This is a genomic window from Faecalibacterium sp. An58, from assembly GCF_002161515.1.
In the GTDB taxonomy this organism is placed as follows: domain Bacteria; phylum Bacillota; class Clostridia; order Oscillospirales; family Ruminococcaceae; genus Faecalibacterium; species Faecalibacterium avium.
In genome coordinates this window covers 1-17,927 of the sequence record NZ_NFHX01000005.1, presented here as the reverse complement: position 1 = coordinate 17,927, position 17,927 = coordinate 1, and the positions used below count along the sequence as shown (strand labels likewise).

Here is a 17,927-nt window from a genome sequence, read left to right as displayed (position 1 = left end):
CGGCTGCCCGCGCTATACTGGAGATAAGGTGAGATCGATACCAAAAGGAGGGGAGGCCGTCCATGAACATCACCGAGTTTGCCGCCTATGCCGGGGTATCCAAGGCGGCGGTCAGCCGCTATTTCAACGGCGGCTATCTCAGCGAGGAAAAGCGGGCCCGCATCGAGGCTGCGGCTGCGGCCACCGGTTACCGGCCCAGCCTCCAGGCCCAGATGCTGCGCACCCGGCGCACCCGGCAGGTGCTGGTGATCCTGCCCAAGCTGTCCAGTGAGAGCTGCGCCCGGATGGTGGAGGGGATCTCGGCCATCCTGGAGGAGAGCGGCTACCAGCTGCTGCTGGTCAATACCGCTGCAGGCGCTGTATGAGAAGGTGTGGAACGAGCCCTATTTTTATGTGTCCAACGGCACGGTGATGGTGCACATACGCAACCTGCGGGTCAAGATCGAAAAAGACCCCCAGAACCCCCAAGCGCGTGTGCACCGTGTGGGGCAAGGGCTACCACTTCGGAGGCGGGGAGGGGGAAGATGTCTAAGAGCAAAGGGCTGAGAGCAAAGGGCTGACGGCCCAGTTCATCCGGCTGCTGGTGGTGACCGGGGCGGGGTGCGTGCTGCTGTTTATGGTGCTGCGGGTGGTAGTGCTGGCGGCTTTGGAGACTTACGCCCAACAGACCGACCTGCGCCAGAAGGAGACGGTCCGGCTGCTGGAGGACTTCCAGAGCTATGTGACCGAGGAACAGCTGGCCGCCTCCGACGTGGAAGGCATCACCCGGTGGGTGGATGAGCACGACTTCACCCTGCTGGAACTCTATCAGGACCACGTGCTGGTATACAGCTCCTTTGTGCCCGAGCGCCAGGACCTGAACCACGAGGGCCAGGCGGCCCCCTTTTACGACTGGACTCCCCGGGCCCCGGTGTTCTTTACCGACGGACAGCTGGACGCGGTGCTCTACTGCGATGTGCTGCGGGCCAATGCGATGCTGGCCACCCGGATGCTGACGCTGGGGTGCATCGCGCTGTTCCTGGGGGTGTTTCTGCTGGGGTGCAGGCGGATCGTACGGTACATCTGCCTGCTCAGCGAGGAGATCCAGGCCATGGAGGGGGGCGATCTGGACCACCCGGTGACGGTGCAGGGGGCGGACGAGCTGACCACCCTGGCCTCCTGTCTGGACTCGATGCGCAAGACCCTCAACCGCCAGCACCAGGAAAAGGCCGAGGCGGACGCCCGGGTCAAAAACCTGATCACCGAGATGTCCCACGACCTGCGCACCCCCCTGACCACCCTGCTGCTCTATACCGAGATCGTGCGGGAAGGCCGGTACGACGGGCAGGCCCAGCTGCAGGAATACCTGGCCAAGATCGACACCAAGGCCCGGCAGATCAAGCAGATGTCGGACAACCTGTTTGAATATGCGCTGGTGACCCGGGACGCGCCGGCGGACATGGACCCGCCCGCCCGGTTTTCCCAGATCTTTGAGGAGCCGCTTGCGGATATGGCCGAACAGCTGCAGCAGCACGGCTTTGCCTGCGCCCTCCGGCTGGGCGGCGAGGATGTGGTGCTGACGGTGCGGGGGCAGTATGTGCGCCGGGTGCTGGACAACATCACCTCCAACCTGCTCAAGTACGCGGACCCGTCCCAGCCGGTGGAAGTGGATTATGTGCGGGATGAGACGCGGGCCGGGCTTTCCTTTGCCAACCAGGCGCTGCCCGAGGCCCCCGGGACCGACAGGACGCGGGTGGGTTTTGAGAGCGTGCAGGCCATGATGGCGCGGATGCAGGCCGATGTCCGGGTGGAACGGGAGCCGGGGCATTACCGCATCACCCTGCTGTTCCCCATCACACAGGAATAAGAAACGCCGCGGCGCGGCAGGTGGAGTTTTTCTGCCTGCCGCGCCGTTTTTCTGCGCGGGGGCATTCATAAAAAGTTCACCCGCCTTAAAGGAGTCTTAATGATTTCTTCAGGAGGAAGCTTAAGAAATGCCCTGTATACTGCATTCTGTCAGGAGGGCCAAACAGAGGCTCTGCTGCAAACCAAAAAGGAGGGGCAACAATGTTCAAGCAAAAGCCACAGGAGGACAGGGACAGCCCAAAGGCCGCCGCAGGCGGCAAGGGCAGCCTGCTCCGGCGCAGATGGAAGCTGCTGGCGGTGTGCGCGCTGTGCTCCATGCTGGCGGCGCCCGCCTCGGCCAGCGGTTCCAACGCCGCTGTGCAGACGGCAGTGGTGCTGGGCGGCCTGGCCTCGGGCCAGACTGCCAGCCTGGAAGGCCCCTTCGTGGCGGGGGAGAGCACCCAGCTGCCCTTTGAGCCCGCCGCGGTCTACCGCAACGATGAGGCTGCGGCCTCGACCCGGCTGGAGCAGTACGACGTCTACTATTACAACGAGAACACACGCACCGTGTGGATCTATGACACCCGGGCCGCAGGCCGGATCACCGCGGTGTCCCCCTCGGCCAGCGCTCCCACCGCCGTGACGGTGGCGGGGACGGAATACACCATTGGCACCGCTTCCGCCGCCGCGCAGATCTCCTCCCTCAACGGCGGCGGAGTGGGCCAGGTGGTGACCCTGCTGCTGGGGATGGATGACCAGGTGGTGCGGGTGCTGACCGGCGACCAGGCCGACGCGGTCTTTTACGGGGTGGTGCAAAGCGCATCCCGCAGCCTGACCGAGGACAACGGCGCCGATGTACAGCAGAGCGTGGCTGTGGCCTGTACCGACGGGGTGACCCGGACGGTCCACGTGGACAAAAGCCTCAACTTCCCGGCCGGGTGGCTGGTGGAGATCACCGTGGGCACCAATGCCTCGGGCGATGTGACCAGCATGACCCAGCTGATGCCGGTGATGGTGGACCAGCTGGGGGCCGCCTGGGTAAAGAGCGGGGAGGACCGCTACGAGACCGCCGACGATATGCAGGTGTACCTGTGGTACAAGGGCCAGTATTACCCCACCACCCTGGCCAAGGTGGACGCCGAGAACTACCACCTGATCGGCTGGTACGACAGCATGGGCTGCGCCGCCGGAGGCAAGGTGCGGGTGCTGGTGGCGGTGAAAAAGGACTGAAAAGTTCCAGGAAAAATCAAGGCGCCGTTAAGGCTGGCTCAAGCTGGAGATGGTATCCTTGCAGCAAGCCCCAAGGAGGCGATGCCTCTGGAGATAAAGACACCCAACATCACAAACAACGTTCGTATTACGACCCCAAAAGGGAGAAAGGTGAGAATTATGATGAAATCGAATTGGATCAAGACCGCCGCTATGCTCAGCCTGTCCGCCTGTATGCTGGCGGGAGGCGCCCTGTCCAGCTTTGCCGCCGGGACCGACGGCACGTCCCGCTACACCGCCCAGGTGCTGGACCACCAGTACAGCGACTGCGAGGGCAGTGACGACGCCCAGATGACGGTGCGGTTCACCAGCCCCTACGGCGAGACCAAGGACTATGTGATCTGCGCCGAGTGCGGAGATGTGAACGGGGAGAGCGTCCTTACCGAGCTGGACGACACCTCCTCCAACTTCAGTGACACCTATGTCCACATGGGCACCCTGGATAACGGGGTGAAGGTGATGACCGTCTCCTGCATCAGCAGCGGCGTCTCTGCCATGAAGGGGGTCACGGCCAGCGTCATGCTCCCCCGGGAGGACATCGCCGGGTATGACCTGTACCTCATCAACAGCGACGGCACCGAGACCGAGATCGAGCCCTACGGCAGCGAGGACTGGGCCCGCATCGATGTGAACATGCAGGACGGCGCCGCCGTCATCCGGATGGTGCAGCAGTGACAGCCGCATCCGGCATAAAACGGAAATAAAGAAATAGAAAGACCGCCGCGTCAGAGCTTTCTGGCGCGGCGGTCTTTTGCTGCTGTACAGTCAGTCGTTGTCGTCGGCGATCTCGCCCTCATTGCCATAGCACTCACAGAAGCGGGCCATGAAGGAAGGCTGTTCGCCGTGGGCCAGGAGATGGGACACATCCCCGAATTGCAGCATCCGGAAACAGGCGATGCCGGGGCGGCGTTCCTCGGTCACCACGGTGGTCACCGAGGAGGGGGCGGCGCACAAACCGTGCCACAGCACCATGGGAGAGGCGTTGAGCAGGCGGCTGAGCAGCACGCATTCCAGGGCGAAGTGGCAGAAGAACACCAATGTGTCGTTGTTGGGGCGGACGGCATGGTAGAGGCGGCCCTGCCGGACATAGCCGTGCTGCGCCAGCAGGTCATCGAAGTGGGTGATGACGTTCTCGTAGGCCTGCCGGACGTTGCCGGCGGCCATCACCTCGTTGTCCAGCCAGGCGGTGTCCGAGAAAAAGCGCTCGTCCCGGGTCCAGTCCTGGGGCAGCCAGTCCCAGGCGATGGATTGCTGGCCGGGAAGGTTGGGCTTTTCCACCTTGCCGGTGAACTCCCGCAGCCAGTCGCAGGTGATGGCGGTGCGGCCCGCCAGCTCCAGGGTGGGGCGGGCGGTGTCCTGGGCGCGGCCCAACGGGGAAACGTAATACTGTTTGACGTCCATGGGGGCGATGCGCCGGGCCAGCAGACGGACTTCCCGCCAGCCTTTTTCGGTGAGGGTGTCGTGGACGTAATCGGGTTCGCCGTGGCGGATGATGAGCAGTTTCATAGCGGTATACCTCCAGGATGATCAGACGGCCTTTTCAAAGGCGACAAAGCCGCATTCGTAGGGATGGTCCAGGCAGAGGACGTCGGGGGAAGCGGGACGGTAGCGGAGCAGCTGGAGAAGGATGAGAAAATCGCCCCCGCCGCCCAGGATCATGATCTCGGCCAGCAGGAACAGCGAGTTCTGATGCAATGCGGCAGCCGCAAGGATGAGGCCGGGCCCCAGCACCAGGGTGGGCATGGCCGTGCCCAGAGCGTACTGCCAGCGCCGGAGCGGGGCGCTGCAGGTGCAGTAGGGGGTCAGGGCCTTCCAGATGACGCCGAAGGAGATGGAGGCAAAGTGCCGGGGAGCGAAAAGGGCCCAGGTCAGGCCGTGGAGGCATTCATGGATCACCAGCAGGACCAGTACGGCCAGAAACAGCAGGAAAAACTGCGCGTCCGGGAAAAAGCTGTTCCCCGCGGCAAGGAAAGGAGAATAGAGCCATGCGGCCAGGGCCAGAAAAGGGAGCATGATCAGGATCGAGAGGGTGTTGGCCTGGAGGATGCCGATCAAAAAATCTTTCTGCCGGTAGCCGGTGCGGGCCATTTGGGCGCAGAGGGCCTCGAAGGCGGATCTGCGCTTTTGTTCAGCAGGGGTGAGCCTGCGTTCGCGATGGGACATGGAAAGGAGCCTCCTTATCAAAAAAGGTGGGGGTGCTTTGAATCTATTGTAGCACAACAGAGCCAAAGAGGAAAGTGGGGGCGGGATCTGCGCTTTTGGAAAAGAAAAGAGTGGGTTTTGGCGCAGAGAAAATGTCCCGAAAGGACACACTGTGCCCGGCCGCCAAAAGATGGTATCCTGTGGCCAGGCAGCCGGGAAACGGCAGAAAGGAGGAAAGGGATGGCGAGGAAGAAAAGCGGCGGCCTGGCGGAATTGCAGCGGGCCACCGACCTTTTGAGCGGCCTTGTGGCCCAGGAGGCAAAAGACCTGGCCGGCCGGCGCAAGACGCAGGGCGGCGACATCAAGGCCCTGAAGGAGATCACCGCCGTGCTGAAAGATCTGGCAGCCGTGGCCAGGAGTCTGGGCGAACAGAGCCCGGAGGAGGGCCAGAAAGAATGCGGCGTCGTGCTTTTGCCCGAAGCCTGCGCAGGAAAGGAGGAATCGGATTGACAGACCGGCACGCGCCGGTGATCTGGAAGCCCCAGCCCCGGCAGAGGGCTTTCATGGCCCGCAGCGAACCCGAAGCCCTGTATGGAGGCGCGGCGGGAGGCGGCAAGAGCGACGCGCTGGTGGTGGAGGCGCTGCGGCAGGCCCACATCCCCCATTACCGGGGGCTGATCCTGCGCAAGACCTTCCCCCAGCTGACGGACCTGGTGGACAAGAGCATGAACTATTATCCGCGGGCCTTCCCGGGGGCGCAGTACAACGCCACCGCCCATGTGTGGGTGTTCCCCAGCGGGGCCAAGATCTACTTTGGCGCCATGCAGTACACCAAGGACCGCACCAACTACCAGGGCAAAGCCTTCGACTTCATCGGCTTTGACGAGCTGACCCACTTTGCGTGGGAGGAGTACAGCTACATGATGAGCCGCAACCGTCCCACAGGGCCCGGCACGCGGGTCTACCTGCGCGCCACCACCAACCCCGGCGGGGTGGGGCACGGCTGGGTGAAGGAGCGGTTCATCACACCGGCCCCGCCGGGCACTCCCATCCTGGAGGAGTATAAGGTGAGGATGCCGGACGGCACCCAGCGCACCTACACCCGGGCCAGGGTGTTCATCCAGTCCACCGTGTTCGATAACCCGGCCCTGCTGGCCAACGACCCGGACTATCTGGCCAACCTGGCGGCCCTGCCCGAAGCGGAAAAGCAGGCGCTTCTGTATGGCAGCTGGGACAGCTTTTCGGGGCAGGTGTTCACCGAGTGGCGCAACGACCCCGAACACTACCGGGACCAGCGCTGGACCCATGTGATCGAACCCTTTGCCATCCCGGCCCACTGGCGGATCTGGCGCGGCTACGACTTCGGATTTTCCAGGCCCTTCTCGGTGGGGTGGTACGCGGTGGACGAGGAAGGGCGGATCTACCGGATCAAGGAGCTGTACGGCAGCACCGGCAGGCCCAACGAAGGGCTGCGTCTGGACCCGGTGGAGCAGGCCCGGCGGATCCGGGAGGCGGAGCAGAACGACCCCCAGCTGCGGGGACGGGTGATCCGCGGGGTGGCGGACCCGGCCATCTTTGACGAGAGCCGGGGGGAAAGCATCGCGGACATGATGGCCCGCAGCCCCGGCCGCCTGCACTGGACGGCGGCGGACAACACCCGCCTGGCCGGCAAGATGCAGCTGCATTACCGCCTGGCCTTTGACGGGGAGGGCCGGCCCATGTTCCAGGTGTTCCGCACCTGCAAGCACTTTGTGCGGACCATCCCGGCGCTGGTGTACGACGAAAGCAATGTGGAGGACGTGGATACCCGGCAGGAGGATCACATCTACGACGAGTGCCGGTATGTCCTGATGGAAAACCCCATCACGCCGCCGGCGCGGCCCTGCCCGGCGGCGGCGCCCGACGACCCGCTGGACCTGCGGCCCGGCAGGAAAGCGGTATTTTACAGGATCTGAGGTGAAAGAAAATGCGCGAACAGGAAGATATTTTGCAGCCGGCGCCGGCCATCGGGACGGAACAGGTGGCCCAGGCCGAGCGCACGCTGCACCGCTACAAGGCGGGCAAGGCTGCTTTGGACCGGCGGCTGATCGACAATGAGCTGTGGTTCAGGATGGCGCACTGGAAGCAGTACAAAAACCGGATGATGGAAGCAAAGCCCCAGCCCTCCAGCGGGTGGCTGTTCAACTCCATCGCCAGCAAGCATGCCGACGCCATGGACAACTACCCCGAACCCAATGTGATGCCCCGGGCCGCCGACGACGAGACCGCCGCGCGCACCCTGTCCAGCGTGCTGCCGGTGGTGCTGGAGCAGGCGGGCTACGAGCAGGTCTATTCGGACAGCTGGTGGCGCAAGCTCAAGCAGGGCACGGGGGTCAAGGGGATCTTCTGGGACCCCTCGGCCCAGGGGGGCCTGGGAGAGATCGCCATCCGCTCGATGAACATCCTGATGCTGTACTGGGAGCCGGGCGTCATGGACATCCAGGACAGCCCCCACTTTTTCAGCCTGAGTCTGGAGGACTCGGACCAGCTGGCCCAGCGCTGGCCCCAGCTGAAAGGACGCACCGGCGGCACCATCGACGCGGCGCGGTACATCCACGACGACAGCATCGACACCACCCACAAGAGCGTGGTGGTGGACTGGTATTACAAAAAGCCGGGTCCGGGCGGCCGGATGCTGGTGCACTACTGCAAGTTCTGCAACGGGGTGCCCCTGTACGCCAGCGAGAACGATCCCCGGCTGGCTCGGCGCGGCTTTTATGACCACGGCAAGTATCCCTTTGTGTTCGACGTGCTGTTCCAGGAGGAGGACAGCCCGGCGGGGTTCGGGTACATCGACGTGATGAAGGACTGCCAGAACTCCATCGACCGGATCAACCAGGCCATGGACGAGAACGTGCTGCTGGCTTCCAAGCAGCGGTATGTCCTCAGCGACGGGGCGGGGGTGAACGAGGATGAGCTGGCCGACCTGAGCAGGGACATCATCCATGTGTCGGGGCGGCTGAGCGACGACAGTTTCCACCAGCTGCAGACCGCCGGGCTGCAGCCCAGCTCCATCACCTACCGCAACAGCCGTGTGGACGAGCTGAAGGAGATCAGCGGCAACCGGGACATCAGCCAGGGCGGCACTTCGGGGGGCGTGACGGCGGCTTCGGCCATCGCGGCCCTGCAGGAGGCGGGCAGCAAGCTGAGCCGGGATATGATCAAGAGCGCCTACCGGGCCTTTGCCCAGGAGTGTTACCTGGTCATCGACCTGATGCGGCAGTTCTACGATGAGGAGCGGGTCTTCCGGATCACAGGGGAGAGAGGGCAGAATGTCTACCTGCCCTTCAGCGCCGCCATGCTGCGGCCTGTGCCGGTGAAAGACCTGGCCGGGGTGGAACTGGGCAGCCGGGAGCCGGTGTTCGACATCACCATCTCGGCGGCCAAAAAATCCACCTTCAGCCGCTTGACCCAGAACGAGACGGCCAAGGAGTGCTATCAGCTGGGTTTCTTCAACCCCGCCAACGCGGACGCCGCCCTGGCGGCTCTGGAGATGATGGACTTTGAAGGGATCGAGAAGGTGCGCCAGCGGGTGCGGCAGAACGGCACCCTCGCCAGGCAGCTGCAGGCGGCCCAGCAGCAGCTGGCCCGTTTGGCGCAGCTGGCGAGGGCCCGGAAGGGCCTGCCGGAGCCGGTGCGGGCTGCAAGGCCCGCCGCTCCCGACGCCGCGGCACGCCGGGCCATGAACACCAACACAAGGAGGCAGCAAGTATGATCAAAGCAGTTTACAGTGAGCTGGAAAGCCCGGACGGCGTGACCCGCCGGCTGAGCGTGAAGGGCCACGCCAACTACGCCCCCGCAGGGCAGGACATCGTCTGCGCCGGCGCCAGCATCCTGATGCAGGCCCTGGTGTGGATGACGGCGGACCGGGCCGGTGTGGAGAGCGCCGCGTCCGACGGGCCGGACGGGCCGCGGGTGTCGGTGACAGCCGGCCCCGGGGCCGAAGGACCGGAAGTGGCAGGGGGCTTTGCCCTGGTCAAGGCGGGCCTGGCCCTGCTGGCCGAGCGCTACCCCGACAACCTGCGCTATGCGGACACCAGCCGGGAGGGCGAAGCCTGCATGGTGGATCTGCAGATGTTCGGGCAGGGCCCCGCCCTGAGCCGGGAGCAGAAGCGCCAGGCGATGGCGGAAGGGACCATGGGACGCCGCGGGCGGCGCAGCCCGGAACCTGCGGCTCCGGAGCCGGCCGGAGCAAAAGAAAAACAGGAGGCCCCGGAGCCGCGGCCCGCTCCCATGCTGGGCATCGGGGAGGCAGGCGCCTTTTTGCGGATGATCCACGAGCTGCACCGCAGATGGGCCCGGGAGGAGGCGGAGATGCGCCGGTATGACCCGGGGTATTCCTTCCGGGAGGCGCTGAAAAGCCCCGATATGCGCCGGATGATGCGGATGCCGGGGATGCGGATGCGGGACGCCTACCGGGCGGCCAACTACGACCGGCTGATGGAGAGCACCGCCCGGGCCGTGGAACGGGGCGTCGTGAACCGGGTCCGGGAGCGGGGCGTCCGTCCGGCCGAAAACGGCCTGCGCCCCACCGGCGCGGCCACCACCAGTCCCGATGTCAGCCGGATGAGCCGGGCCCAGAGGGAAGCCATCGAGCGGGAAGTGATGCGGGGCGCCAAGATCCGGCTGTGAACAAGGTACGGCCGGCCTGCGGGCCGGAACCACATACACAAGAGAAAGGAACAGGACAGATGAAAGATTACAAGGCCATCTTTGACTTGCAGCTGTTTGCGGAGGACGGCGCTTCGGGCACGGACAGCAAACTGCTGAACACCACCGGCACCATGACCAACGAGATGAAGGTCTTTTATGAGAAGCGCCTCATCGACCAGGCCGAGCCCCGGCTGGTGCACGACCAGTTTGCGGACTACTACCCCATGCCGGTGGGCGGCGGCAAGACCATCGAGTTCCGCAAGTACGACAGCCTGCCCAAGGCCACCGTCCCCCTGCAGGAGGGCGTGACCCCCGACGGCCAGGCCCTGACCGTCTCCACCATCACGGCGGATCTGCACCAGTACGGCGGCTGGACCCCCCTGACCGACGTGCTGCAGATGACCGCCATCGACAACAACGTGGTGCAGGCCACCCGCATCCTGGCCAGCCAGGCGGGCCGCACCCTGGACTCCCTGACCCGGGACGTGCTGGCGGGCGGCACCAACGTGATCTATGCGCCCAAGGTGGGGGCGGACGGCGCCGAGACGGCGGTGACCAGCCGCACCGCCCTGACCCTTGACTGCAAGCTGACCCCCAAACTGTTTTTCCAGGCGGCAGCTCAGCTGGGCGCCATGAACGCCGACACCCTGGGGGACAGCTATGTGGCCATCATCCACCCCTACGCCGCCTATGACCTCAAGACCTGCAAGGAGTGGATCGAGGTGCACAAGTACGCCGACCCCGAGGCCATGTACCGGGGCGAGATCGGCAAACTGGGCAACATCCGCTTCATCGAGACCAGCGAGGCCAAGATCTGGAAGGACGAGACCTGCCCGGCCAACGGCGACGGCTACTATGCGGTGTTTGGCACCCTGGTGCTGGGCGCCCATGCCTACGGCGTCACCGAGCTGGAGGGCGGGGGCCTGGAGCACATCGTCAAGCAGCTGGGCTATGGCGACGACCCCCTGAACCAGCGCGCCAGCGTGGGCTGGAAGGGAATGCGCGCCGCCGAGCGGCTGGTGGAGCAGTACATGGTGCGGATCGAGAGCCTGTCGAGCTACTCGGCCTCGGCCGCAGCCAACTGAGAAAGGAGCAGGAAGATGGAAGAAGAAAAGGTCCGTATCCGGCTGTTCAAGGACAACGGGCGCTACAAAAGCGACCTGTTCGTCAGCGTGAACGGCGTCAATTACAAGATCCGCAGGGGCGTGGAGGTGGAAGTGCCCCGCTCGGTGGCCGAGGTGCTGGAGCACAGCCAGCAGCAGGACGACCTGACTGCGGCCCGCATCGCGGCGGCTGAGGGCGCAGCGGGCAAGTGACCGGCGGCCCGGCGTTCAGCGGCCTGAGCGCCGGGCCTTTTATGACAGAGAAAGGAGGCTTGCAGATGACGGCAGGCGAAGCGGTGGCCCGGGCCAGGGCCCTGCGCCCCGGCTGCAGCGTGGGCGAAAACGAGATGAAGGAATGGCTGCGCCGGCAGGACGGAGAGATCCGGGCGCGGGTGGTGGAGCCCGGCGGCGCGGCGGACTACGGGGAAGTGGGCGCAGACAGGCTGTGGGCAGAAGGGCTTGAGGACAGCGCCGTACTGCTGGTGCCCTTCCCCTTTGACGGGATGTATCCCCACTACCTGTGCGCCATGATCGACGCGGCTTTGGGGGAAAACGACCGCTATGCGGGTGCGATGACCCGGTGCAACGCGATCCTGGGGGAGTTTGCGGCGTGGCTGCGGCGCAGCTGTCCGCCCCCGGTGCGGCGGATGCGCTGGTGAGGAGGTGAGAGGATGTATCTGCCCGAATTGCCCGACCTCAAAAACAGCCGCCGGCAGCTGCGGGTGTTCGGAGGGCTGAACGAGACTTTCGGGTGCAGCGAGGCGGAATACGCGGCGGGGGAGAACTTCTCCAGCCGGGACTTTCCGGCTCTGTCCACCCGGACGCCCCGGCGGAAGCTGCGGACCCTGGCCAACGTGGACGGGATGTACCATCTGAACGGCTTTGTGCTGGTGAGCGGCGGTGGCCTGACCTACATCCCCGACAGCGGGGAGGAACCCACCGTCTTGACCGGGGTGCTGTCGGAGGGGAAAAAGACCCTGGTGGGCCTTGGCACCCGGGTGCTGATCTTCCCGGACAAGGCGGCCTTTGACACAGCCGGCGGCACCCTGAAGCCCCTGGGCGCGGCCTGGAGCGGCGGCGGGGCGTCGGTGGAGATGGTGCCCTGCGACGGAGAGGGCAACACCTACACGGTGGGCAGCTGGGGCACCCAGGAACCCGAAGACCCCCAGGACGGGGAAGTGTTCCTGAAGGTGGTGAGCCAGTCCAGCCCGTGGAACGCCGACGGCACCCTGGAAGTATACAGCGGTTCGCTGGAGCGGTGGACGGCGGTGACCCTGGATCACTGCAAGATCCGCTCCGACGGCATCGGTGAAGCGTTTGCCGTGTGGGACACCGTGACGATACAGGGGACGGCGGCCGCTGCGGCGGGCCTGTGCGATGACCTGGACGGGGAAAAGGTGCTCTACGATGCGGGAGAGGACTGGCTGATGGTGCGGATCACCCCGGGCGGGGAGCACTTCTATGGCCGCATCGTCCAGACCGGGCAGTCGGCCTCCTGGAGCAGTCTGGACGGCAAAAGCACCCTGACCTATACGGCGGAGCAGGCGGTGAGCTGCACCCGGCGGGTGCCCGACCTGGACTATCTGACCGAGTGCGACAACCGGGTGTGGGGCTGCAGCAGCGGCGAAAATGTGATCTACGCCTGCAAGCTGGGGGACCCCACCAACTGGTTTTCCTACCGGAACACCGCCGCCGACAGCTATGCGGTGACGGTGGGCAGCGACGGCAGCTTTACCGGCGCGGCCACCTGTATGGGCTCGGTGCTGTTCTTCAAGGAGAACACCCTGCACAAGCTGTGCGGCTCCAAGCCCTCCGATTTCCAGCTCAGCTCCCTGCGGTGCCGGGGCGTGGCCAAATACGCGGCCGAGAGCCTGTGCGTCATCAACGAGACGCTGTACTATCTCTCCCCGGAAGGGGTGATGGCCTGGGACGGCAGCCTGCCGGTGAAGGTGTCGGGGATGCTGGACCCCAGCGGTCTGGCGGGCGCCCAGCGGGCCGCCGGCGGCTGGCTGGACGGGCGGTATTATCTCTACCTGGCCCGGGACAGCGGCGCCCGGCTGCTGGTGTACGACACCGAAAAGGGGCTGTGGCACCAGGAGGACCCCGGACCCAGCGGCCAGCTGGAGCTGCTGTCCAGCGGGCGGCAGCTGTATCTCTGGGATGGGCAGTCCCTGTGGGCGGCCGGTCCGGCCCGGGAGGAGGACGCCGTCCTGGCGGGCGGGGCGGGAGAGGCCGAGGAGAGCATCCCCTTTGCCCTGGAGACAGGGGACATCGGCCTGGAGGAAAACGAGGACCAGTACCTGTGCAGGCTGACCCTGCGGCTGGACGCGCAGCCCGGTTCCACGCTGACGGTGTGGGCCAGCTGCGACGGCGGCCCCTGGGAAAAGCTGGCCAGCGCGGCTGCCCGCACCGCCAAGGAAAAGCTGTACATCCCCCTGACGCCCCGGCGGCATGACACGATGCGCCTGCGGCTGACCGGCGCCGGCCAGCTGACCCTGCGCAGCGCCAGCCGCACCTTTGCCGTGGCCAGGGGCGGCCTGTGAGAGAAAGGAGGAAAGCTATGGCAAGCATTGCAGGGCTGAGCAAACTGGGCCTGCCCCGGCTGAGCAGCCGGATGGACCCGGAGGACGCCCGGGTGATACGAAACTATCTGTATCAGATGCAGGAACAGCTGCAGTACGTATTGAGCAACATCGACACCGAGAACCTTTCGGAGGGGCTGCGCAGCCGCCTGGAGGGGACGGACGCCGGCGCCGAATGAGAAAGGAGGAGCCCGATGGCGACCAAAAAGAAAACCACCATCCAATACAGCACCAGCGGCCTGAACAGCAAGGACGCGGTGCAGAATGCCCTGGCCGCGGCCCAGTACCGTCCCAGCGAGACGGTGACCCAGGCTGCCGACGCCCTGGAGCAGTGGCAGTCCAGCCGGCCCGGGGCCTACCAGAGCCAGTACCAGGGGCAGATCGACGGGCTGCTGGACAAGGCGCTGAGCCAGAAAACCTTCAGCTACGACCACGCGGCCGACCCCATTTACCGTCAGTACGCCCAGAGCTACCGCCAGAACGCCCACGACGCCAGCACGGACGCCGCGGCCCAGGCGGCCGCCCTGACCGGGGGCTATGGTTCCAGCTACGCCACCAGCGCCGCCCAGCAGGCCTACCAGCAGCAGATGAACGGGCTGAACAGCATCATCCCCACCCTGTACAACCTGGCGCTGGACAGTTATACCAGCGAAGGGGATCTGCTGATGGATCAGCTGGACGCCCTGAACCAGCAGGAACAGAACGCGCAGGATCTGTACCAGCGGCAGCTGGACGACTACTACACCCAGCTGGAGCAAAAGCAGGACGCCTACGAATCCGCCCAGGCCCAGGACTACGCCCGCTACAACGATTACCTGTCCAGTCTGGACACCCTGTACGGCTATTACAGCCAGGAGGAGCAGGAGCAGGCAGCGCGCAAGCAGCAGGGATTCAACAATGTGATGAGCGTGCTGGGGCTGATCGGCAACATCGCGCAGCTGGCCATCAGCGGCACCACGGGTCTGGGTTCGCTGCTGAGCGGACTGGCACAGACCGGATACAGCATGTATGCCGACAACCGGGATTACGAGGCGGCCCAGGCCGACGCCGCGTGGGAGCGGCAGATGCAGGAGCAGCTGCGCCAGGACGGTCTGGCCCAGCAGGCCTACGAATCCCAGAGCGCCGAGCGGCAGTATCAGGACGCTTTGGCCCAGCAGCGGTTCGACAACGACATCACGAGCCAGAAGCTGGCCCTGGCCCAGGAGGAATGGGCGTTCAAGCGGTCCCAGGCGCAGCAGGAGGCGGCCGCGGCCAGTATGCGGGCGGCCAGCCGCAGCAGCGGCACAAAGGGCACGGGCAGCCGCAGCCAGAGCGCCGGCAAGAGCAGCGGCTCCCAGAGCACCGTCCTGCCCACCGCAGGCAGCGACATGGATTACACCGACTTTGCACGGACCATGCGGGAGCGCGGGTATACCATCAGCGAGATCAAGGAGATGTTCGACGTGATGCGGCAGAACCGGTGAGAGGCAGCGCAGCCGGGGGAAGGGATTTCCGACCGCGTGTGCGGGAACGCGGCCGTTTTGCGGCATACTGAAAAGGGACGCACCTTTGCGGGTGCGCCCCTTTTCGCGAGGGTTGGAAAAGAAAGGAATGTGAAAATGGAGAGGAAATCAGAAGGGAAGGGAAAGGTCAGCCTTTCCGGATCTTGGTGAGGGCGTCGTTGATCTGGCGCTTGATGTCGGCGGAGAAGGACTTGCCCGCCATCTTCATCATATCGGTCAGGCGCATGGTGCCCATGATGCCGCCGGCGCCGTCCTCCTTGCTGCTGCCCATCATGCTCATCATGCTGCTCTTGGAAAAGACCTCCATGGCGTCGTGAATGATGGCGGCCGTTTCGCTGTTGGCCAGCAGGTCGGTGACCTTATCCTTGATGGAGTAGAAGCCCTCGGGATAGTTGAGGGGCTTGCGGGCCTCGCGGGCCTTGGGGTCATCGAACCAGTTGGCGGCGTCGTTGCCCTCGGGCAGGTCGTAGGCGTAGTTGTGCTCGGCCACGCCGTTGAGGATGATGGTATTGGAAGCGACGTCGCCGCACCGGGCGCTGACGGTATTGGGACCGTCCTTCAGGGGCACGTCCTTAAAGACGGCGGCGTGGTCCACGGCCTCCAGGGTGGCCACCTCGGCGCCGTTGAGGATCAGGGTGACCGAGGGGCAGTTGGTGTAGACGGTGACGTCACGCTCGCCGGGGGCGCGGTCCACAAAGCGGGCGCCGCGGACATGGAGCATGGGCTCGGTGGTCCAATAGGCTTTGTAGAGGTAGAAGGCGTCCTTTTTGGTCTTGCGGTCGTAGGTGACAAGGCCCTTGTTGTTGCGGCCCTGGACGCCGCCCTCATCGCGGCCGTCGGCGGCAAAGTCGAACATATTCCACAGATGGGTGGCCCACAGATAGGGACGTGCGGCGAAGGTCTTGAGCATATCGTGGTGATACTCGCAGGCGTATTCCTCGGTATAGTCGTGGTTTTCGGGGTAGGCGGAGTGCCACTTGAGGATGGCCTCAGCGCCGTACTCGGAGACGCCCAGGCAGCGGTCGGGATACATGGCGTGGAACTGATCCAGCCAGGGGCCGTTGTCGGCGGCCTCACCGAAGTACCAGCCGAAATAGTGGTTGTAGCTTTCGACGTCGGTGATGATGTTGTGCTCGCTCTCCATGGGGGTCATGGTGACCTGAGCCATGGTGGTCATGCGGCTGGGGTCCAGGCGCTTGGCCAGGGCGTTGACCTCGCGGAGGTTCTGGCGCAGGTCCTCGCGGTCTTTGCCGATGAGGATCTCATTGGAGATGCCCCAGAAGAAGATGGAGGGGTGGTTGTAGTTCTGGGCCACCAGCTCGGTCATCTGGCTGAGGGTGTTGTCGTGGGCCTCCTGGCCGGGGATAAAGCGGCTGATGAAGGGGATCTCGGCCCAGACCACAAAGCCGGTATGGTCGCACAGGTCGTAGAAATATTGGTCGTGCTGGTAGTGGGCCAGACGGACGGTGTTGGCGCCCACCTCCTTGATGAGGGCGATATCCTCCTCGTGGTCGGCGCGGCTGATGGCCCAGCCCTTGTCCAGGCGGTCCTGATGGCGGGCCACGCCGTGCAGCGGGGTGTTTTTGCCGTTGAGCCAGAAGCCGGTGTTGGGGTCCACATGGAAGGAGCGGTAACCGTAATCCACCGCCACGGTGTCCAGCACTTCATCCCCCCGCAGAAGGGAAGCCTCGGCGGTATAGCAGTAAGGGTCGGCCATGCCGTTCCACAGATGGGGCGCCTTGACCGAAAGGGTCAGGACGGTATGGGCCTCGGCGGGGGCGGAGGCGGAGGCCACCACGGCGCCGGAGGCGTCTTTCAGGTCCACCGAGACGGTGCAGCCGCCGGCGTCCACCGGGAACAGGTCCAGGCGGGTGGTGCCCGATACCATGGGGGTGACAAAAACGGCGCTGGTGCCGGTCTTGAGCAGGTCGAAGTGGGCGGGGGCGGTCTCGATGAAGCTGACCTCGCGGTACAGGCCGCCAAAGAAGGTGAAGTCGGCGGTCTGGGGGTAGATGTCGGAGGGCGCGTTGGACACGTCCACCCGCAGCACGTTGCCGGTGGGCCGCATGGCGGCGGTCAGGTCAAAGCGGAAGGTGGAAAAGCCGCCCTTGTGCTGGCCCAGCAGACGGCCGTTGCAGTAGACAGTGGCCACATGATTGGCGCCCTTGAACTCAATGAACTGGCGCTTGCCGTCGGTGGGGTCGGGCAGATCGATCTGGTAGGTGCCTACGCCCCGCCAGTAGTCGTTGCCGCCGTCCTGGCCGTCTTTGGCGTTCCAGGTATGGGGGAGGGAGACGGGGGCGAAGGCTTCGCCCTCCTTGGCAAAGCGTGCACAGGTGAGCAGAGTGGTAGTGCGCATGAGGGATGCTCCTTTCAGCTTTGAGCGGTGTCAGGCGGTGAAACAGAAGGGAGCGGGAAGGCCCCGCCCCCAGACAGCGTGTGTACTTTTGCTGCAACAAGTATATCACTTTGGGCGGCGGGAAGGTAGGAAAATTTTAGGAAAATTCTGTATAATCTTTGCTTACAAGGTGTGAAATTCTAGATGATGTTCATAAAAAATTCAAAAAACAAAAACCCCCGGCTTTCAGGCGAGAGCCGGGGGTATGCGTCACAACAGGCTTGGCAGGGCGGGGAGGTTCAGGAGAGAGGGGTTCCACTGCTCGTAGGGGTGGAATTGAACTTTGTCTGGGTTGTCAAAGTAGAATTTAAAAGTTTCTTGATCAGCATTGGTCAGGTTGCTGTAAATGTTGATCGTTTTACTATTGGAGCCGGCACCATTAAATGCATTAGGGTCTATGTTTGAAAAATTATAC

At 64.6% G+C, this 17,927-nt stretch carries 18 protein-coding genes and 1 pseudogene; 15 read left to right on the top strand and 4 right to left on the bottom strand.

Features of this window, described 5'->3' with window-relative positions:
• Positions 1–62: 62 nt before the first annotated feature.
• The 5 genes and pseudogenes from B5G12_RS05680 (at position 63) to B5G12_RS05660 (ending at position 3,768) form a co-directional block, all read left to right on the top strand.
• Positions 63–365 carry a LacI family DNA-binding transcriptional regulator gene (locus tag B5G12_RS05680; protein ID WP_087324220.1) on the top strand — a complete coding sequence of 101 codons (303 nt, stop codon included), beginning with the start codon at positions 63–65 and terminating at the stop codon, positions 363–365.
• Positions 352–532: pseudogene (locus tag B5G12_RS05675) on the top strand (winged helix-turn-helix domain-containing protein); the annotation flags it as partial. The gene B5G12_RS05680 and the pseudogene B5G12_RS05675, both read left to right, overlap by 14 nt.
• A gap of 72 nt (positions 533–604) precedes the next feature.
• Complete coding sequence (locus B5G12_RS05670; protein WP_144064103.1) at positions 605–1,846, top strand: histidine kinase dimerization/phospho-acceptor domain-containing protein; 1,242 nt, start codon at positions 605–607, stop codon at positions 1,844–1,846.
• 200 nt (positions 1,847–2,046) lie between these two features.
• Positions 2,047–3,054: a hypothetical protein gene (locus B5G12_RS14775; RefSeq protein WP_204245661.1), complete on the top strand. Its 1,008-nt coding sequence runs from the start codon at positions 2,047–2,049 to the stop codon at positions 3,052–3,054.
• A 159-nt stretch (positions 3,055–3,213) separates the two neighbouring features.
• The gene (locus B5G12_RS05660) at positions 3,214–3,768 is read left to right on the top strand and encodes a hypothetical protein (protein ID WP_144064102.1); all 555 of its coding nucleotides are present in this window, start codon (positions 3,214–3,216) and stop codon (positions 3,766–3,768) included.
• Positions 3,769–3,858: 90 nt separating this feature from the next.
• Here the strand turns inward: B5G12_RS05660 and B5G12_RS05655 are convergent, their stop codons facing one another.
• Positions 3,859–4,599, bottom strand: a complete 741-nt coding sequence (locus B5G12_RS05655) for a histidine phosphatase family protein (protein ID WP_087324217.1) — start codon at positions 4,597–4,599, stop codon at positions 3,859–3,861.
• 21 nt (positions 4,600–4,620) lie between these two features.
• Positions 4,621–5,256: a DUF3267 domain-containing protein gene (locus tag B5G12_RS05650; RefSeq protein ID WP_087324216.1), complete on the bottom strand. Its 636-nt coding sequence runs from the start codon at positions 5,254–5,256 to the stop codon at positions 4,621–4,623.
• A gap of 219 nt (positions 5,257–5,475) precedes the next feature.
• On the opposite strand from B5G12_RS05650, the gene B5G12_RS05645 reads away from it, so the two are divergent.
• The 10 genes from B5G12_RS05645 to B5G12_RS05600 all read left to right on the top strand — a co-directional run bounded on the left by B5G12_RS05645 (position 5,476) and on the right by B5G12_RS05600 (position 15,075).
• Entirely contained in the window at positions 5,476–5,745 is a 270-nt protein-coding gene (locus tag B5G12_RS05645; RefSeq protein ID WP_087324215.1) for a hypothetical protein, read from the top strand.
• A 53-nt stretch (positions 5,746–5,798) separates the two neighbouring features.
• A complete protein-coding gene (locus B5G12_RS05640; RefSeq protein WP_242955958.1) occupies positions 5,799–7,190 on the top strand; it encodes a phage terminase large subunit in 1,392 nt (463 codons plus the stop codon).
• A gap of 11 nt (positions 7,191–7,201) precedes the next feature.
• Positions 7,202–8,989 carry a portal protein gene (locus B5G12_RS05635; RefSeq protein WP_087324214.1) on the top strand — a complete coding sequence of 596 codons (1,788 nt, stop codon included), beginning with the start codon at positions 7,202–7,204 and terminating at the stop codon, positions 8,987–8,989.
• On the top strand, positions 8,986–9,906 hold the full coding sequence (locus B5G12_RS05630; RefSeq protein WP_087324213.1) for a ribosomal-processing cysteine protease Prp: 921 nt from the start codon (positions 8,986–8,988) through the stop codon (positions 9,904–9,906). Before B5G12_RS05635 ends, B5G12_RS05630 begins: the two co-directional genes overlap by 4 nt.
• Before the next feature lie 59 nt (positions 9,907–9,965).
• Positions 9,966–11,012, top strand: coding sequence for a N4-gp56 family major capsid protein (locus tag B5G12_RS05625; RefSeq protein ID WP_087228260.1), 1,047 nt, complete (start codon positions 9,966–9,968; stop codon positions 11,010–11,012).
• 15 nt (positions 11,013–11,027) lie between these two features.
• Positions 11,028–11,243, top strand: coding sequence for a hypothetical protein (locus B5G12_RS05620; protein WP_087228259.1), 216 nt, complete (start codon positions 11,028–11,030; stop codon positions 11,241–11,243).
• Between the two features lie 65 nt (positions 11,244–11,308).
• On the top strand, positions 11,309–11,689 hold the full coding sequence (locus B5G12_RS05615; RefSeq protein ID WP_087324212.1) for a hypothetical protein: 381 nt from the start codon (positions 11,309–11,311) through the stop codon (positions 11,687–11,689).
• A 12-nt stretch (positions 11,690–11,701) separates the two neighbouring features.
• Positions 11,702–13,573, top strand: a complete 1,872-nt coding sequence (locus tag B5G12_RS05610; protein WP_087324211.1) for a hypothetical protein — start codon at positions 11,702–11,704, stop codon at positions 13,571–13,573.
• Between the two features lie 17 nt (positions 13,574–13,590).
• On the top strand, positions 13,591–13,791 hold the full coding sequence (locus B5G12_RS05605; RefSeq protein WP_087228256.1) for a hypothetical protein: 201 nt from the start codon (positions 13,591–13,593) through the stop codon (positions 13,789–13,791).
• 15 nt (positions 13,792–13,806) lie between these two features.
• On the top strand, positions 13,807–15,075 hold the full coding sequence (locus tag B5G12_RS05600) for a cell envelope biogenesis protein TolA (protein WP_087228255.1): 1,269 nt from the start codon (positions 13,807–13,809) through the stop codon (positions 15,073–15,075).
• A 166-nt stretch (positions 15,076–15,241) separates the two neighbouring features.
• Here the strand turns inward: B5G12_RS05600 and B5G12_RS05595 are convergent, their stop codons facing one another.
• Positions 15,242–17,473 carry a glycoside hydrolase family 2 protein gene (locus B5G12_RS05595; protein WP_087324210.1) on the bottom strand — a complete coding sequence of 744 codons (2,232 nt, stop codon included), beginning with the start codon at positions 17,471–17,473 and terminating at the stop codon, positions 15,242–15,244.
• Between the two features lie 249 nt (positions 17,474–17,722).
• The coding region (locus B5G12_RS14770; RefSeq protein ID WP_204245660.1) for a hypothetical protein at positions 17,723–17,927 on the bottom strand (205 nt) is incomplete at its 5' end.